The sequence below is a fragment of the Parapusillimonas granuli genome (genome assembly GCF_013416525.1).
Lineage (GTDB): Bacteria > Pseudomonadota > Gammaproteobacteria > Burkholderiales > Burkholderiaceae_B > Parapusillimonas > Parapusillimonas granuli.
This window is the reverse complement of record NZ_JACCEM010000007.1, coordinates 87264-101749: the sequence shown is the minus strand read 5'-3', so window position 1 is coordinate 101749 and position 14486 is coordinate 87264. Positions and strand designations below refer to the sequence as shown.

Genomic DNA, 14486 nt, shown 5'->3' with positions numbered 1-14486 from the left:
GACCCCCTGTAGATCCCCATTATGCTGAATGTGCTGTTTCCATTCGCTGGCGGCATAGGCCTGTTCCTGATCGGCATGATGCTGCTGTCCAGCGGCCTCGTGGCCTTCGCCGGCGGCGCGCTGCAAAAAGCCTTGATCCGGTTCACCGGCACGCCCTGGAAGGCCTTCGCCTCGGGCGCCGTGCTGACCGCGCTGGCGCAATCGTCCACCGCCACGACGGTGACCCTGATCGGCTTCGTCAGCGCCGGCCTGATCACCTTCACGCAGGCGATAGGCGTGGTGATCGGCGCAAGCCTGGGCAATACCGCCACCGGCTGGATCATCGCCGGCCTGGGCCTGAAGATCAATCTAGGTTTCTACACCCTGCCCTTCATCGGCGCCGGGGCGCTGCTCAAGCTGCTGGTGTCGGGGCGCTGGGGCGAGCTGGGCACCGCGATCGCCGGATTCGGCATTCTTTTCCTTGGGCTCGACACCATGCAGGACGGCATGCAGGGGCTGTCGAGCGTGCTCGACCTGGCCCAGCTGCCCTCCGGCGGGTTCGGCGCCAGCCTGCTGATCATGCTCATCGGCCTGATCATGACCGCCATACTCCAGTCGTCGACGGCGGCCGTCGCCACCACGCTCACCGCCGTGCATGCCGGCGCCATCAACTTCGACCAGGCGGCCGCCGTCGTGGTGGGCGCGTCCATCGGCACCACGCTGACGAGCGCGCTGGCCACCATAGGCGGCACGATCTACGCCAAGCGCACCGCGCTGGCATACATCCTGTTCAATCTGGGCGCCGGGCTGATCGCGGTCCTGCTGCTGCCCGGCCTGCTGTACCTGGCGCAGAGCCTGGCCCGGCACCTCGGCCTGGAGGCGGGCGCGCTGGGCCTGGCGGCCTTCCACTCGCTGTTCATCGGCCTGGGCGTGGCGCTCTTCATGCCCCTCATCAACCCGTTCGCCCGGTCCATCGCCCGCATGCTGCCGGAGCGCGAAGGGGATTACGCGCGGCACCTGGACGCCACCTTGCTGAACGTGCCCGAAGTCGCGCTGGGCGCTTCCCAGCGCGCCGTGCACGAAATCATCGAGCGGGTGTTCCTGGTGTACCAGCAGGTTCTGGCCATGGAGCGGCCCGCCGCGCTGAAGCACGACATGCTGCGCGTCCGCGGGGCGCTGGAACAGGCCTTCGATTTCGTCACGCGCATCCCCGCGAGCGCCGACGACGACAAGCTGAACAGGCGCCGCGTGGCGCAGCTGCACGCCATCGACCACCTGATGCGGCTGTGCAGCCGGCTGAATGAACCGGTGGCCGAGCAGGCCGACTTCAACGGCCGCGAGCTCAGCCCGGCGGCAAGGCGATGCCGCGACATCCTCGCGCTTGCGGGCGAGGGGCTGGCGGGCCGCCTGGAAAAAGGCTGGGTGGAACAAGTGGGCCGCGACGCCGCGGCGCTTGCGGAGCTATCCCGCCAGGTCCGGCACGACATCCTGCAGGACACCGGCCCGGGCCGCAACGGCGCCGCCGAGGCCTTGTGCAAGGCCGACGCCTTCCGCTGGCTGGAGCGCGGCGCCAACCACGTGTGGCGGATCAGCCACTACGCCGCGGACGATTTCGGCTTGGCACGCGAACGCGCATGAGGCCCGGCCCCCGGCGGGCCTGCTCCTACCTGGAGCCGGGCCGCTGCAAGCCCAGATGGCCGCGCAGCGTGCGGCTGTCGTAGTCCCGGCGGAACAGGCCGCGGTCCTGCAGGATGGGAATGACGAAATCGACGAAGTCCTCGATGCTTTCGGGCAGCGCCGGCGGCATCAGATTGAAGCCGTCGGCGCCTTCGTTCAGGAACCAGCGCTCCATCTCGTCCGCGATTTCGTCCGGCGTGCCCACCATGGTGCAGTGGCCGCCGCCGGCCGCCAGGCGCCCCAGCAGCTGCCTGACCGTCGGCTTCTCGGTTTCGATGATGCGCAAGATGGTAGCGTAGCGGCCCTTGGGGCCGGCGAACCGCTCCAGCGGCGGCAGGTCCGGCACCGGCGCATCCAGTTCCCAGCCCATGCAGTCCCGGCCCACGTAGAGGCCCAGCTGGCGCAAGGCATCTTCGGCGGGCAGCAGTTCATCCAGCTCGCGCTGCTTGCGCCGCGCTTCGGCGGACGTGGACGCCACGTAGGTGACCAGGCCGGGCATGATGGGCACCGGGTCGGTCCGCCCGGCCTCCCGTACCCGGCGCTTGATGTCCCGATAATAGGATTGTGCCGAAGCAAGGTCATAGGCGACGGCGTAAATGGCTTCGGCGCGGCGCGCGGCCAGGCTGCGGCCCTGCCCCGACGCCCCGGCCTGGAACATGACCGGATGCCCCTGCGGCGGCCGGGGCACGGTCAGCGGGCCGTCCACCAGGAAATGCGCCCCTTTGTGGCGGATGGCATGGATCTGGCCCGGGTCGGCATACAGGCCGTCCCGGTCGCGCAGCAGCGCGCCGTCGCTCCAGGAATCCCACAGGCGCAGGACCACGTCCACGAATTCCTCGGCGCGCTCGTAGCGCCAATCGTGGTCGGGCATGGCCTCGTAGCCATGGTTGCGCGCTTCGGAATCGAACATGGACGTCACGACGTTCCAGCCGATGCGCCCGCCCGAAAGATGGTCCAGCGACGCCAGCATGCGCGCCGCGTGGAAAGGGGTGTAAAACGTGCTGGAGACGGTGCTGATGAAGCCGATGCGCTCCGTCGCCCGGCACAGGGCCGCGATCGTCGTCAGGGGCTCCAGGAACCAGCGCGGGCCGTCCGCCGGATTGTCGGCCGACTGGCCGTCGGCGAAGAACACCGCGTCCAGCTTCCCGCGCTCGGCCGTCTGGGCCAGCTGCTCGTAGTAGCGGATGTCGCCGAGCCGGCCCACCGAGGAATACGGATGGCGCCACGCGGCCCGATGATGGCCGCAGGCGAACAGGAACAGATTGATGTGCATGGCGCGCCCGCCCGCGCCCGATTGTGTGGTGTCCATGTGTGGCTTCCTTCGAGGGCCTAGTTCTTGACCAGGCCGCCGTCGACGACCAGATTCTGCCCCGTTACGGAGCGGGACCAGGGCGAGGCGAAGAACAGCGCCGCATCGGCGAATTCGGCCGGCGTGGTCACGCGGCGCAGCGGCGTCCCGGCCGCGATCAGGTCGAACACCTCTTGCGGGGTGGCGGCCGATGCGTCCGTGGTGCGCAGCAGCCCGCCCGACAGCATGTTGACCGTGATCCCCTTGGGCCCCAGGTCATTGGCCAGCGTGCGGGTCAGGGACAGCAGCGCCGCCTTGGCCGCCGTGTAATCGTGGTAGGGCACGACCGGATTCTGGAACAGGTTGGTGCCGATGTTGATGACGCGCCCGAAGCCGCGCGCCGACATGTCCGGAAGCGCCGCCTGCACGGTGTTCAAGGCGCCCCGGACCACGCCTTCGAACTGCCGGCTCATGTCGTCCCAGGAGATCGTGTCCGCGTGGGGGCGCGCATCGCCGTTGAATGCGAAGGCGGGAAGCGCATTGTTGACCACCGTCGTGACGCCCGAACCGAAATGGCGCCGCGCCGCGTCGAACATTTCGCGCACCGCCGCCGCGTCGGTGACGTCCGCCCGCAGGGCGACGGCCCGGCCTTGCGCCGCCTGCGCCAGCGCCTCGGCCTGGCCGGCGCTGCGCAGATAATTGACCACCACCCGCGCGCCCTGCGCAAGAAAGGCGCGCGTCAGGTGTTCGCCCAGCCCGCGGCCGCCGCCGGTGACCAGCACGATTTGTTCATCGAGGGGAAGTGCAATGCCGCTGTCGGTCATGATTTACCTTGTCAAGGAAGCGAAGGTGGATCATGCGCTTGCGGTGCATGGATGGACATCCCTTCGCCAGTATTAGCTGGAGCAGGTTCGACGGGTTTCATCTCAGCCCCCGTGTTCGAGAGCACCCCGTGTCGTCGGGCACACCATAGCACAGAAGCGCCGCCGGCGACAGGGCCGGCTGCCCGCATTGACACGCCCGCCCCGGGCACTTAAGCTTTGCGCTTTGTTCCTGGGGGAGCCCGTTTCGGGCTGAGACTCCGCGGGCGCCGCGGTAACCCTTTGAACCTGATCCAGCTAATACTGGCGTAGGGATGGAAATGTTCAGCACCACCACCACCGTACTGTGCCTGCTGCTGTTTGCGGCGGCCTTCACCATTTCCGGCGTGCTGTACGCAAGAAGCGAACGCGGCAGCCTGGAAGACTACATCATCGCCCGCAACAGCCAGAGCACCACGGCCACCATGCTGACCCTGCTGGCGACCTCGCTGGGCGGGTGGATACTGTTTTCGCCCGCCCAGGCGGCGACCTGGGGCGGCCTGGCCGCCGTCATCGGCTACGCCCTGGGCGCGGCTTCGCCCCGCATCCTGATGATCCCCTTGGGCCGCCGCATGCGCGAGCTGATCCCCCAAGGCCACACGCTCACGGAGTTCGTCGTGCTGCGCTACGGGCGGGCCATGTATCTGCTGACGCTGCTGATCATGCTGTTCTACATGTTCATCGCGCTCACCGCGGAAATCACGGCCATCGCCAAGCTGGTCACCCTGTTGGCCCCGGTGCCCCTGTGGGCCACCGCCGCCATCGTCATGGTGTCCACCCTGATCTACACCGCCTATGGCGGGCTGCGCGCGTCCATCGTCACCGACAAGGTCCAGATGGCCGTCATCGTGCCTTTGCTTCTGGTGCTGCTGGCGCTGGGCTGGCGCGCCGTCGGCGGAATCGAGCCCACGGTCCAGGGCCTGCGGGCGCAAGCGCCCCAGTTGCTGAGCCTGACCGACCCCATGGGCGTCAAGGCCGGCCTGACGTTCTTCGTCGCCATCCTGCTCACCGGCCTGTTCCACCAGGGCAACTGGCAGCGGGTCTATTCGGCGCAAGACAATCGCAGCATGCGGCGCGGCTTCCTGCTGGCCGGCGTGCTGGTCAGCCCCATCATCTTCCTGATGGGGCTGTTCGGCCTGGCCTTCACCGGCCTCGGGCAAGGCGGCGACAGTTCCATCGCCCTGTTCACCGTCATCATGCCGCACGTGCCGGTGTGGTTCGCCGTGGCGCTGATCCCCCTGGGCCTGGCGCTGGTCATGAGCACCGCCGACACCGTGATCAGCGCGGTCTCCAGCCTGATCGCGGTGGACGTGCGCCGCGTTGCGCCGCGCGTCTCCGGCCAAGTCCTGATGCGGCTTTCGCGCTGGCTGATCTTCCTGCTGGCGATCCCCGTGATCATCGCCGCGGCGCAGGGCTACAGCGTGCTCTACCTCTTCCTGCTGGCCGACCTCCTGTGCTGCGCGGCCGCTTTTCCGGTCTTCTTCGGCCTGTTCAACCCCCGGCACAACGGCCGCATCGCGTTCATCAGCACGGTTTGCGGCCTGGCCGCCGGCCTGGCGCTGTTTCCGGCCCCGGGCGACCGCCCCGAGTATCTGCTGGAATCCTTCCTGCTCGCGGTCCTGGTTCCCGCGGTGGTGTCCCTGCTGGCGCTGCGCCTGCTGCGCTCGCTGACGCACTTCGATTTCAACCACCTGAGCAGCGCCGTGCGCAGCCTGGACGAAGGGAAATGACGGTGTTTTGCATGCAGATCGACCCCTGTTCAAAGCAGTAAATATTTATTTAATATATACTTATATTCTTTTCGCGAATCGGGCGCGGCCATCTTGCGCCCCATTCGCGTTTATCTTGCGTGCCTACCCTTGGCGCAGCAGTCTTCACCAAGGAGCCTCGACACTATGCAGGGCCTGCACCTTACCGCAGATCTCTACCAATGCGCGTGTGATCCGGCGCTGCTGACAGACGCAGCGCTGCTTGCCGAACTTTGCCGCGGGCGTACCCTCGATTCGGGGCTCACGCTCGTCAACGAGAAATGGCATACCTTCCCCGACTTCGACGGCCATCCCGGCGGCGTCACGGGGGCCTTGCTGCTGGCCGAATCCCATCTGGCCATACACACTTGGCCGGAACGAGGCGGCATCACGCTGGACGTGTACGTGTGCAATTTCATGGCCGACAATTCCGGCAAGGCGGAAGCCCTGCTGCATGGGCTGGTCGAAGTATTCCAGCCCGGCAAGGCCCAATACGAACGCCTGCAGCGCGGCGACGAGAACGGTCCGGGCGCGAACGGCGAGCTCTTGCTGGAATCCCTGAACGACACCAGCGCCTTCGGCTTTCGCTTCGCGCGGCGGCTGCACGCCGAGCAAACGCCTTACCAGCGCCTGGAAATCCTGGAATCCAAGGAGCTGGGCCGCTGCCTGCGCCTGGACGGCCTGTTCATGACGTCCGAGGCCGACGAATTCTTCTACCATGAAGCGCTGGTCCATCCCGCCGCCCTCGCTCATCCGGCGCCGGCAGCGGCCCTGGTCATCGGCGGCGGCGACGGCGGCGCCATCGAAGAACTGCTCAAGCACCCCAGCCTGCGCGACATCACGCTGGTCGAGCTCGACCAGCGCGTGGTCGACGCCGCCCGGCAGTATCTGCCGTCCATCCACAAAAACGCGTTCGATGATCCGCGCGTCCGCCTGCTCTTCCAGGACGGCGCCCGCTTCATGGCCGACACCCCCCGGAAATTCGACCTGATCCTGCTGGACCTCACCGATCCTGAAACGCCCGCGGGCCCCCTGTACACTCGTGAATTCTTCCAGCTTTGCCAGTCCGCGCTCACGGCGGACGGCGCGCTGGTCATGCACCTGGGCGCCCCTTTCCACGAAAAAGACCAGGTGCGCGACATGTCCGCCAAGCTGGCTTCGGTATTCAAGCAAGTGCACGGCTACGGGCTGCACATTCCGCTGTACGGCGCCTATTGGGCGCTGGCCGTTGCGTCCGACACCCTGGACCCGACCGCCCTGGACGCCGCCACGGTGTCGCAGCGCCTGCGGGAACGCGGCATCGGCGGTCTTCAGTACTACAACGAAGGCGTCCATGCGGCCTTGTTCGCCCTGCCGAACTTCTACCGCGCCTTGATGCCCGCCGTCAAAAAATAGCGGCCGGCGGGTGTCAGCGGTACCAGACCGTGACGCTGCCCGTGATGAACAAGGGCTGGGCCAGCGGCCCGCGCCCCTGCGCCGTGTGCACCAGATAGAACGGCTTGCCGGCATCCAGGCCGTTGAAATCCTGGCTGCGCACGCCGCCGCCGACAAGCGGCACGCAGCGCTGCGTGTCGTTCCAGCATAGCTTGCTCTGCACCTGCGCGCCCTGGAAGTCGCGCGCGGCATACACCGCAGTGATGACCGAGCCCGGCCCGGGGCCGGGGCCGCGGTTTCCGGCCGGCGCATAGCGAACCGCGACCTCCCGGCCGGCGTGGTTGAGGGCCGGACTGACTTTTTCTTGCGTCCAGGCGAAGTCGCCCGCCGAGGCGGCCATGCCCGCGCCCAGGGCGGCGGCGGCCAAGGCATATTGAATCAAGGTCCTGGAGTTCATGGGGTGACAGCATAATTCACGCGGGAAAGCCGTTCAAGGCCGCCGCCCCTTCCGGGGCAGGCGTGCGAGCGACGTTCATGATCCAGCAAACGCATGCAAAGTAGCCGATCAAGGCTGCCATTTCCACCGTGCCGCGCTCCCCCCAGCGCCGCCTCGCGGCCGCATAGGTCTGGTCACTGACCCCATGCCGCTGCAGCAGCTCGGTTGTGAATGCCCACGCGTCGGCTTCCTCCTCCGACATGGCGCGAGGACGGGCGCCTTGGGCCACATCCAGCAAAGTGGACTCCGCAACACCGGCTCGTATCGCCAACGGATAGTGGACAGCCCATTCAAACTGATTGCTCAATTCGCGCGCAACGAGCAAGGTCACGAACTCGTTGATGCTTGTTGGCAAAGCGGATTCAAACCGCAAGTATTCCCCCACGCACGCCAGGCGTTCGAGCAGTGCCGGGCTGTGCATCAACGGAATAAAAGGCCCTTTGACGCCTTTTCGTGGTCCGGCAATCAACGCATCCGTAGCGGCACGCTGGGCTTGCGTCATGGATGCCATCGAGGGCAGTGGCAGACGTTCGCCGCGCTCCTGGCCAAAACCTTGGGGGATGGTCGTAGTCATGGGTTCTCCCGAGTGAAAGACTTTTGATAAGTGAAATGAATGAGTGACGCACTGCTTGCCAGCAACGCCGCCGAACCCAGCCACAGTGCCGAACTGAATGGCCAGCCGATTTCAAGCAAAAAATTGGCTGCGATGGGTCCTGCGAGCTGACCGGCGGCAAATGCGGCGGTCATCGCCGCCAGCAGCCTTTGTGCGCTGGGCCCCGCCTGTTGCCGGGCCTCTTGCAAACCGAGCAAGGTGATGAGCATGAAAGTTCCACCCACGCACAGCGCAGCCACCGCAAGCCCGCAAAGGCCGGGCGCGATGACGGGCATGGATACCCCGACGGCCATGACGGCTTGAGCACCGGCCCAGACATATGTCCGAGGCCAGCGCGCAAGGAAAGCGATGCTCAGTGTGGATAAGGCTGCAGCGATGCCGAAGAGCGGCCACACCCAGCCAAAGAGCGCGGGGTCGTCCAGTAACAAACGCGCCTGAGACGGCAGATATGTCGCGGGAAGGATGTAGCCAAAGCCGAACAGCCCGTAGCAAAGCACCAACAGATGCATGCCCCGCGATGTTTGCCCGGCGGAAGCCGCCGGCATGGATATCCCTGAACGGAACGCCTCGCTCCGCACATCCACCTTGTGCGCAATGAAGGTGCCGACAAGGGCCAGCCCCGCCAAGGCGAGCCAGAGCGCCCTGGCCCCCATCCCCAGCAGAACACCCGCGTGGCAGACCAGTCCAGCCAGGGCGATGCCGGTTCCAACACCGGCGAACACGAGGCCGTCGAGACGGCGCGCGCCCAGCATCGCCAGACGGGCAAGGATCACGGTTGCAGTCCCAACCAGGACCCCCGCACTGGCGACGCCGGCGACGAACCGCATGGCGATCCACCATGCGAACGGCCCAGAAACGGCCATTGCGGCGGTGCTCGCTACGACGGCCCACAAGCCGCATCGCATCAGCATGGCCGCGGGCATGCCTTTTCTTCCAGCAAGCACGGCACCTGCGAAATACCCCAGGTAGTTGGCCCCCGCCAGCCAGCCTCCGTCTGATAGTGAAAGCCCCAGATCCGCCTGCATCAAAGGCAATTGGGGCGTGAACGCGAAACGGCCTATTCCTATCGCCACGGCCAGTGCGGCAAGGCCGCTCAGGGCGATGCCAAGGATGTGCAAAGCAGGTGTATGAAATCTGTCCATACCGCATTCTGACCCGCTATAATTTTCTCGTAAATTGAATAATTTAGAATAGATATTCTTGCAATGAGAAACTTCGATCTGAATGACTTGGCCATCGTTCAAGCGGTAGTGGCGCATGGCGGCGTAGCTCGGGCGGCGCAAGCGCTGCACCGCGTGCCGTCCAACATCACCACGCGCATCAAACAACTCGAAGCGCGCATGGGGCTTGAGCTGTTCATGCGCCGTGGCCGCAGGCTGGTGCCGACGGAAGAAGGCCGCTTGTTGATCAGCTATGCAGAACGCTTGCTGCGCCTGGCTGATGAAGCAGAATCGGCGCTGCGGACCGGAAGGTTGCTTGGCACCCTTCGTATCGGCTCGCTGGAAAGCACAGCCGGTAGCCGGCTGCCTCGGCTGCTGGCGCGTTACAACCAAGCCAACCCGGCGGTGCGCATTGAATTGGTCACAGGAACGACCGGGGCGCTGATCAGCAGGCTGGCTCGCCATGATGTCGAGGCAGCCTTTGTTTCAGAGCCCTTCCATGCCCCTGGAGCGGCTGCCGAGCCAGTATTCAAAGAAGAGCTTGTTCTCATTACCGGCCCACATATTCAATCACTGTCCAGTCTTGCCAAGGCGGGAACCGTCACCCTGATCGCGTTTGCCAGTGGCTGCTCCTATCGCCGCCTCCTGGAACAGTGGCAGAGCGAACATGGTGTCGGCGTTTCCGGCGTGCTGGAGTTTGCCTCTTACCCGGCAATCGTCGCTTGCGTTGCGGCGGGAACGGGTGTGGCGATCGTGCCAAAATCGGTGCTTGCCGGATTGCATGCCGCCAAATCCGTACAGGCTCATGAACTTCCTGCGCATCTGTCCTTCAACCGCACACATCTGATCTGGCATGAGGGGAAGGAATCGTTGGCGCTGAGGAGTTTGCGCCAACTGCTGGCTTCGCCGGATTTCGCCGAATGAAAGGCTTCCGCTGAGGACCGCCCTGCTTTACCCATGATTGCCATGATTTCGGGTTTGGCAAAAACCAGCGATTTCAAAGAGCGACGCTTGCTGCGTTTTGCGCTGGTTCCTCGCTGACAGGATCACCCGCGGCTTCACCGTCGGCTACGCCCGCCCGCTCCACGCTCGGTCGCCTTCACGCAGTTGCGCTTCGTTTCATTCGCTGTGATCAACTTACGGCGGGACTTGCACCCGCAGGAGTGCGCCCAGCGGGCGCACACAAAAAAGCCCCCCACGCCGCGCCTACGGCTTGCTGCCCCCCAGGGGGGCGGTTTTGCCTTGGGGCGGCCCGGCGGCAAAAAATGGCCGGCGTCAAGCGTTTAGTGCAAACTGCGCGTAGCTTGAAACCATATACAGGGCAATAGGTTAGCTCTGCTTCATGCCGCTTGCAGGTAGTGCGGCGTTGTGGGCTGGGAGCCACATGAGAGCCTTGGGAAAGTAAGCCACGTCGTGCTGTGACAATGAAAATCATCCAGAGACAGCGAACTTGTTTGCCATAGTAGCCCATTCCTTCGCGCGCCATCCAAAACAAACAAAGCACAACAACAGATGCTAGGGAAGATGACAGCTTTCGACCCTGAAGCGACATTCGCCGCCCCGAGTTCGACTCCTAGAGCAGTCGTTCGTCGGCTGGTCAGCCAGCTGCGGGTGGAGAGCAGTATTGTGCAGGCAGGCCTTCGCACGCTCTCGGCCTATGCGATCAACCGTCATCTTGTTGTTCTACCTTCCCTGTCAGCTCAGACTACTTCAAGCGCATGCGTCGAAGCATGGCTTGTGCGGGGCTGGTCTCTGGAGTGCTGGGGATGTCCACGTATGCCCCGTCCCCTTGGGGTCGGTAGTTCAGGCCGAAGCCTGCGAACAAGGCGATGCATCCCGGGAACAGCTTGGTCAAGTCCAGCACTGACTCCCAATCAGGCCGTGCGCGGTCGAGGTCTTCAAGCACCCGGACGCACTCATCCCATGCGCTTAGCAGACCGAGCCGTTGCAGCATGGCGTGTTCTTCGGGCGCGCCGTCCTCGAGCGTCACACCTTGCGCAGCCAGCGAGCCAGCCGCGTAGCCGAAGCACTGCGCCACGAACCGGACCTTCGGTCTGGCAATCGCGAGCAGCCCGTCAAGGTCTGCGTTGTACCTGTAGTCCAGGATGGCATTGACGATGTCAACGTGTATCTGTGGCACCGTGTCGCGTAGCAGGTCCAAGAACGTACGCGGGTCGGACCAGGCCCCGGATGAATACGCGTTGGCGAAGAACTCATCCCACATGGCTTCCGCGAGCGGAGCCATCATGCTTTCAAAACCGGAGTACGTGCACTTGTCCGGGTGCTTCGCAATCAGGGCGCGCTTGAATGCAAAGTCGGCTACGTGGCAAAGCTCGTGGCGCACGACGTGTTGCGCCCAATCACTTTGCTCGTCGTCCTCTGATGCAAGCGCCAGCGCCACGGACTCATGCATCACGAGATGCACGCCATCGGCAACGCGCACCATCATGCCCACGCTGAGGCCGCCCGCTTCCTTGGTCGGTGTGGGCGCTGACCTGTCCGCACCAGCGGCGTCTTTTAGCGCTTGTTCATAGTCGTAATGGAAGGTGATGGCTTTCAGCGCCTCGAAGGACATCGAGGGCCACTTCTCTCGCATCAAGAGCCCGTATAGGCGAATCTTCAGTCCCGCGCGGCTGGCCAACTCCTCGTTGCCATGCCAGTTGAAGGTGAACTGGCAGTTGATTGCCGGGTTCTCTGTCAGGTCGCGCATCAGCTTTTCAACCTGCGCCTGTGCCTCTGGCGACAGCTCGTCGTAAAAGGGCTTTTCGACCACAGGGTCTGTGCCTTCCTGCATGGCCTGGTCGTCAGCGTCGCTCATTCCAGGGGCTCCAGCAGCGCCGTCACGTTGGCCAGGGCACGAGTCCACTCACGGGCGATGAGTGCCTGAAGTTCGTGTTCCAGCTTTTTGCGGGCCTCGTTGTTGAACCAATCGCGGTTGTGCGCGGCGACGCGAGTCTTGTAGCCAGGTCCTTGTCCCCATTCGTCCATGCAGACCTGCCAGAGCATTGGGTCGGCCTTTAGCGCGTTCTTAAACACAGTCTGGCCCATCAGCTGAACCTTGCGCAGCAGCTCCTCGTAGGACACCGTCAACACACGCTCGGCCTGCGCCAGCAGGTCGGCAGCCTCGGCATAACGCGGCGTTGCTGCCATCAGTTTGCAGTGGCCGGTGAACTGCTCGACGGGCTTCTCCAGCGCCATGACGGCAAGGCGACGGGCGCCGTAGCCGATGTGGTGCGAGTAGCTGAGCGCCGACCATTCGCCTTCCCGACGGACGGCGGCCCGCACGGTGCTGGCGTATGCCACCTGGATTTGGGCCATCAGGCTTTCCTGGACGTGTCCTTGAACGACAGGGACCGCCGAGTTCTGGGCCGCCCAGGTGTGCAACGTCTCGCCAGCATCTCGCAGCACGGCCAGGACGCGCGCTTCGCCGTGGTTGCGCAGCAGCGCCTGGGCGCTGGCAGAAGCTTCCCGGATGCGGGTGCGGAAGGCTGCCCGAGCACGGGTCAACCTCTCCAGCAGGTAGTCCTGCGCGGCTCCGGCGGGGTCTTCGTTCGCGTTATAGAAGGCGACGCCCAGGGTCTGCAGGCCCAAAGGCTCCAGCGCCAAAGCAATCTGCTCACCCTTCAGCTCGTAGCCTTCTTCGGCGCTCTCGACCGGCGCGCTGGTGGCGTCGTCCTTCATGGCCAACGCTTCGGTCGGGCGGGGCAACACTAGCAGCGCCGCGTTGGTGTCCAGCGTGCGGACTCCGGCGTCCTTCGCGCGCTCAAGCAGTAGCCGCGTTTCGGCGGCAGGGGCGTTGTTGAACGGCGAGCACAACACGGCCAGCGTATGTGGGTCGTCGAAGTGACACTCGATGTCCTCACGTGCAGCATTCCGGTCGATGCCCTTGGTGTCAATGAAGCGCACACTCAGGTCTGCGACCTGCAGCAGCTTCTCGGGGACCACCACCTCAATACGGCGCGGGAGCGTGAAGTCAGGGCTGCGGCCGTTGTTGATGGCCGCGAAGGTGTCGCGCAGCCATGCCTTGGGCGACTTTCCCGAGGCGCTGTCGTACCAGATGTCGCGCTTGTCCCGACGGTGCAGCTCCATGCGGCTGAGCACCTCGACCACGAACTCGCGCTGCGTTGGGAACTGCTGCGCCAGTTGCTTGGCCGGGTCGACCGTCGTCCGCTTGCCGTCGGCGCCCTTAGGGCGCTGGACCGCGAGGTTGGCCATGTTGCGCAGCGCCCGGGCCACTTCTTTCGAGATGCCTTGCGACTCTTGGCCATTCGGGCCGTCTTCATCGGGTGCCGGAGCGCCCTTGAGGATGCTGTCGGCCAGGTCCAGAACGTCCTGGCGAAGTTCGTCATCCCCCTTGGGCTCCACGATGAGGCCAAAACCCGGGCCGGTGCGCAGGTGAACCTCGCAGACAGTGATGCCGCCACCGCCAACTTCCAGCACCGGCGTCATCGTGCCGTCCTCTTTGGCGACCTCCAGGCTAGTCATCTTGCAGATAGCGGTGGATTTGCCGACGCCGATGCTGCCAATGAAAGCGACCTGGTGCTCGCGCTTGAGCAACATCGCGGCACCGCGACCCAGCTCGTCGATGTACTCGGACAGCCGGCGCTCGAAGGCATGAGGGGTGTCAGGCTTGTCGCGAAGGGTCACGAGCTCACGCGCGACTTCTTCAGCCTCCCATAGCAGGTCTTGGTCGGGATGGTCCAGCGGTGGGCGGGGAAGGACCTGCCAGGCCCGCTGCAGGGCCTTGGATAGCTCCGCAGCCTCTGGCGTGGCCAACTGGGTCAGGATGTCCTGGACCTCATCCAGCGTCACGGGGCGGTCGCCGCTCTCGATGCGCGACAAGACAGCAGGGCTGAGCGACACACGCTTGGCCAGCTCGGCTTGCTTGATACCGCTGCGCTCCCGCACCTGCATCAGGTGCCGGCCCAGCTCTACTGGAGACAAGACTTCCTCGTTGGCCATGGTGAACTCCTTCGCTCATGCGTTCCGCAGCGTGCACGGAGTAGCAAGAAATCAGTTTTGATGGCCAAAACAATAGCAACTTTTCACAAAAATAGCAATATTTATGGAAATATTTCTAAGAGTTCGGCGAGTGACCAAACTCGGCACGACAACGATCCTGGCGACTTCTCGCGACTTCTCAACGAATGTGGGAAGTTCGGCTGCCTCAGGCGCACGGTCAAGCGCCACCGGGCCGCCCCGACAGCTTCAATGCGCTCGCTGTCGTCCAGGTCGAAGACGCTTGATGGGCGAGCCGCCGTCGTGTTGCACACCATGGGCAACCGAGCTCT

Annotated in this window: 11 protein-coding genes and 2 riboswitches; of the genes, 4 read left to right on the top strand and 7 right to left on the bottom strand. The window is 64.7% G+C overall.

The annotated features are described in order from the left end of the window. Positions 1–21: 21 nt before the first annotated feature. The gene (locus tag H0A72_RS13970) at positions 22–1617 is read left to right on the top strand and encodes a Na/Pi cotransporter family protein (RefSeq protein WP_180156343.1); all 1596 of its coding nucleotides are present in this window, start codon (positions 22–24) and stop codon (positions 1615–1617) included. Between the two features lie 25 nt (positions 1618–1642). Here the strand turns inward: H0A72_RS13970 and H0A72_RS13965 are convergent, their stop codons facing one another. After that, entirely contained in the window at positions 1643–2965 is a 1323-nt protein-coding gene (locus H0A72_RS13965) for an LLM class flavin-dependent oxidoreductase (RefSeq protein WP_180156341.1), read from the bottom strand. Positions 2966–2985: 20 nt separating this feature from the next. Beyond that, positions 2986–3768 carry a 3-oxoacyl-ACP reductase gene (locus H0A72_RS13960; RefSeq protein ID WP_180156339.1) on the bottom strand — a complete coding sequence of 261 codons (783 nt, stop codon included), beginning with the start codon at positions 3766–3768 and terminating at the stop codon, positions 2986–2988. Positions 3769–3809: 41 nt separating this feature from the next. Then, positions 3810–3907, bottom strand: a riboswitch (TPP riboswitch). Between the two features lie 82 nt (positions 3908–3989). Next, positions 3990–4097, top strand: a riboswitch (TPP riboswitch). Between H0A72_RS13960 and H0A72_RS13955 the strand changes: the two genes are divergently transcribed. Both H0A72_RS13955 and speE read left to right on the top strand, forming a co-directional pair. Beyond that, entirely contained in the window at positions 4086–5534 is a 1449-nt protein-coding gene (locus H0A72_RS13955; protein WP_180156337.1) for a sodium:solute symporter family protein, read from the top strand. It overlaps the preceding riboswitch by 12 nt. A gap of 165 nt (positions 5535–5699) precedes the next feature. Further along, positions 5700–6947 (top strand): polyamine aminopropyltransferase, encoded by a 1248-nt coding sequence (gene speE / locus H0A72_RS13950; protein ID WP_180156335.1) that lies wholly within the window; start codon positions 5700–5702, stop codon positions 6945–6947. Between the two features lie 13 nt (positions 6948–6960). On the opposite strand, the gene H0A72_RS13945 is transcribed toward speE, so the two are convergent. From H0A72_RS13945 to H0A72_RS13935, 3 genes are read right to left on the bottom strand one after another with little or no spacing between them, the layout of a single operon-like run. Next, positions 6961–7383 (bottom strand): flagellar protein FlhE, encoded by a 423-nt coding sequence (locus tag H0A72_RS13945; RefSeq protein ID WP_180156333.1) that lies wholly within the window; start codon positions 7381–7383, stop codon positions 6961–6963. A gap of 16 nt (positions 7384–7399) precedes the next feature. Further along, the gene (locus H0A72_RS13940; RefSeq protein WP_180156331.1) at positions 7400–7996 is read right to left on the bottom strand and encodes a carboxymuconolactone decarboxylase family protein; all 597 of its coding nucleotides are present in this window, start codon (positions 7994–7996) and stop codon (positions 7400–7402) included. Next, positions 7993–9294: a YbfB/YjiJ family MFS transporter gene (locus tag H0A72_RS13935; RefSeq protein ID WP_180156329.1), complete on the bottom strand. Its 1302-nt coding sequence runs from the start codon at positions 9292–9294 to the stop codon at positions 7993–7995. Before H0A72_RS13935 ends, H0A72_RS13940 begins: the two co-directional genes overlap by 4 nt. Between H0A72_RS13935 and H0A72_RS13930 the strand changes: the two genes are divergently transcribed. Next, on the top strand, positions 9241–10119 hold the full coding sequence (locus H0A72_RS13930) for a LysR family transcriptional regulator (protein ID WP_180156327.1): 879 nt from the start codon (positions 9241–9243) through the stop codon (positions 10117–10119). The two genes, H0A72_RS13935 and H0A72_RS13930, sit on opposite strands and share 54 nt — an antisense overlap. Positions 10120–10900: 781 nt before the next feature. Here H0A72_RS13930 and H0A72_RS13925 read toward each other — a convergent pair. Both H0A72_RS13925 and H0A72_RS13920 read right to left on the bottom strand, forming a co-directional pair. Further along, a complete protein-coding gene (locus H0A72_RS13925) occupies positions 10901–12013 on the bottom strand; it encodes a hypothetical protein (RefSeq protein ID WP_180156325.1) in 1113 nt (370 codons plus the stop codon). Then, entirely contained in the window at positions 12010–14157 is a 2148-nt protein-coding gene (locus tag H0A72_RS13920) for a helix-turn-helix domain-containing protein (RefSeq protein ID WP_180156323.1), read from the bottom strand. The genes H0A72_RS13925 and H0A72_RS13920 overlap by 4 nt, the downstream gene beginning before the upstream one ends. Positions 14158–14486: the final 329 nt, after the last annotated feature.